Raw genomic sequence first — 3,039 nt, 5'->3', positions numbered from 1 at the left:
TTTTGCATTCCCAATTTGCTAGGGTTGTTAAGAGTGAAACTAACAGTAAAATAAATTAAATTTTTATTTTGTCAGTTTAAAAAAACGTTTTACATTTGCAACCGCTTTCAGAGAGGGTAGAGTGGTAAGGTTTTACATTTGCAACCGCTTTCAGAGAGGGTAAAGCGATAAGAAATTTTGGAATGATTTGTTATTAAAAATCAACTAGGTCGAGGCTAGTATTTCGACAAGAATTAAAAGGTCATTTGACATATTGAACAGACAGCAAAAGAATGCTACTTGTAGTATTATTGGATTAAAAAAAAGAGAATGAGTTTAGTTTAGGACGATTTTAGGTTGTTAAGAATATTTACAAAACAACGATGAAGAGTTTGATCCTGGCTCAGGATGAACGCTAGCGGCAGGCTTAACACATGCAAGTCGAGGGGTAACAGAGGAGCTTGCTCTTGCTGACGACCGGCGCACGGGTGCGTAACGCGTATACAATCTGCCTTACACTAAGGGATAGCCCAGAGAAATTTGGATTAACACCTTATAGTTTATTTTTATGGCATCATTTAAATAATAAAGTTTACGGTGTAAGATGAGTATGCGTCCCATTAGTTTGTTGGTAAGGTAACGGCTTACCAAGACTACGATGGGTAGGGGCCCTGAGAGGGGGATCCCCCACACTGGTACTGAGACACGGACCAGACTCCTACGGGAGGCAGCAGTGAGGAATATTGGACAATGGAGGAGACTCTGATCCAGCCATGCCGCGTGCAGGAAGACGGTCCTATGGATTGTAAACTGCTTTTATACAGGAAGAATAAGGACTACGTGTAGTCTGGTGACGGTACTGTAAGAATAAGGACCGGCTAACTCCGTGCCAGCAGCCGCGGTAATACGGAGGGTCCGAGCGTTATCCGGAATTATTGGGTTTAAAGGGTCCGTAGGCGGGCTGTTAAGTCAGGGGTGAAAGTTTGCAGCTCAACTGTAGAATTGCCTTTGATACTGATGGTCTTGAATTATTGTGAAGTGGTTAGAATATGTAGTGTAGCGGTGAAATGCATAGATATTACATAGAATACCGATTGCGAAGGCAGATCACTAACAATTGATTGACGCTGATGGACGAAAGCGTGGGTAGCGAACAGGATTAGATACCCTGGTAGTCCACGCCGTAAACGATGGATACTAGCTGTTTGGATTTCGATCTGAGCGGCCAAGCGAAAGTGATAAGTATCCCACCTGGGGAGTACGTTCGCAAGAATGAAACTCAAAGGAATTGACGGGGGCCCGCACAAGCGGTGGAGCATGTGGTTTAATTCGATGATACGCGAGGAACCTTACCAGGGCTTAAATGTAGATTGACAGGTTTAGAGATAGACTTTCCTTCGGGCAATTTACAAGGTGCTGCATGGTTGTCGTCAGCTCGTGCCGTGAGGTGTCAGGTTAAGTCCTATAACGAGCGCAACCCCTGTTGTTAGTTACCAGCACATTATGGTGGGGACTCTAGCAAGACTGCCGGTGCAAACCGTGAGGAAGGTGGGGATGACGTCAAATCATCACGGCCCTTACGTCCTGGGCCACACACGTGCTACAATGGTAGGTACAGAGAGCAGCCACTTAGCGATAAGGAGCGAATCTATAAAACCTATCACAGTTCGGATCGGAGTCTGCAACTCGACTCCGTGAAGCTGGAATCGCTAGTAATCGGATATCAGCCATGATCCGGTGAATACGTTCCCGGGCCTTGTACACACCGCCCGTCAAGCCATGGAAGCTGGGGGTACCTGAAGTTCGTCACCGCAAGGAGCGACCTAGGGTAAAACTGGTAACTAGGGCTAAGTCGTAACAAGGTAGCCGTACCGGAAGGTGCGGCTGGAACACCTCCTTTCTAGAGAAAGACGACCGTTACATATTAGTTTATGTAGTAAGAATTTAGTTTATCTAGATTTATTTTCTTTTTTCGCTGTCACTTCAAAATATTAAGATACAACAACTAAGATTGAGTCCCATAGCTCAGCTGGTTAGAGCGCTACACTGATAATGTAGAGGTCGGCAGTTCGAGTCTGCCTGGGACTACTAAGTAAAGCTTATCAAGAGTAAGTGTTACAAAAGTAGTCAAGGTAAAACAAGAGGCTATAGTTATTTTAGTTTGGTTGTATTGAGATAGCATTATAAACGTAATGTAAAAAGGAAATTCTGGAAGTTGAGTAGTAGTTGGCAGTACTAACTACAAGCTACTATATACTACTTTTAGTATATGGGGGATTAGCTCAGCTGGCTAGAGCGCCTGCCTTGCACGCAGGAGGTCATCGGTTCGACTCCGATATTCTCCACCAGGCAATTCCTGGAGATAATTAATATTATCATCCAGTGTATTGTAATCGAGAGCATAGATAATTTAATTGTCTGTTGTGATTCGTAATAACGTTCATTGACATATTGGGACATTGTGTATAATTACCACAGGGGTAATTATCACGATAAGAAATAAAAAGAATACGAAATAGAGAAGAGCAAGAGGCTATTAGGTGGTATGTAAAACATCTAGTAGTGACAAGTTACAAAAGGGCGTATGGGGAATGCCTAGGCTCTCAGAGGCGAAGAAGGACGCGATAAGCTGCGAAAATCTGCGGGGATCAGCACATATGATATGATCCGCAGGTATCCGAATGGGGCAACCCGGCATATTGAAGATATGTCATCTCGAAAGAGAAGCAAACCCGGAGAACTGAAACATCTAAGTACCCGGAGGAGGAGAAAACAAAAGTGATTCCGTTAGTAGTGGCGAGCGAACGCGGATTAGCCCAAACCAATATTGTTTCGGCAGTATTGGGGTTGTAGGACCACGATATTTGGTGTGTTATGAATTAGAATACGTTGGAAAGCGTGGCCATAGCAGGTGATAGCCCTGTATAAGTAAAGACCATTACCGATAGTGGTATCCTGAGTAGCACGGGGCACGTGAAACCTTGTGTGAATTTGGCGGGACCATCCGTTAAGGCTAAATACTCCTGAGAGACCGATAGTGAACCAGTACCGTGAGGGAAA

At 44.2% G+C, this 3,039-nt stretch carries 2 tRNA genes and 2 rRNA genes; all 4 read left to right on the top strand.

The features are described from left to right. Positions 1–359: 359 nt before the first annotated feature. Positions 360–1,879: ribosomal RNA gene (locus KLA_RS17015) — 16S ribosomal RNA — on the top strand. A 114-nt stretch (positions 1,880–1,993) separates the two neighbouring features. Beyond that, positions 1,994–2,067: transfer RNA gene (locus KLA_RS17010), tRNA-Ile, on the top strand. Positions 2,068–2,250: 183 nt separating this feature from the next. Beyond that, positions 2,251–2,327: transfer RNA gene (locus KLA_RS17005), tRNA-Ala, on the top strand. Positions 2,328–2,542: 215 nt separating this feature from the next. Beyond that, a 23S ribosomal RNA gene (locus KLA_RS17000) occupies positions 2,543–3,039 on the top strand; the annotation flags it as partial.

The organism is Cellulophaga geojensis KL-A, assembly GCF_000568425.1.
Taxonomy (GTDB): Bacteria; Bacteroidota; Bacteroidia; order Flavobacteriales; family Flavobacteriaceae; genus Cellulophaga; species Cellulophaga lytica.
This window is presented reverse-complemented; position numbering and strand designations above follow the sequence as displayed.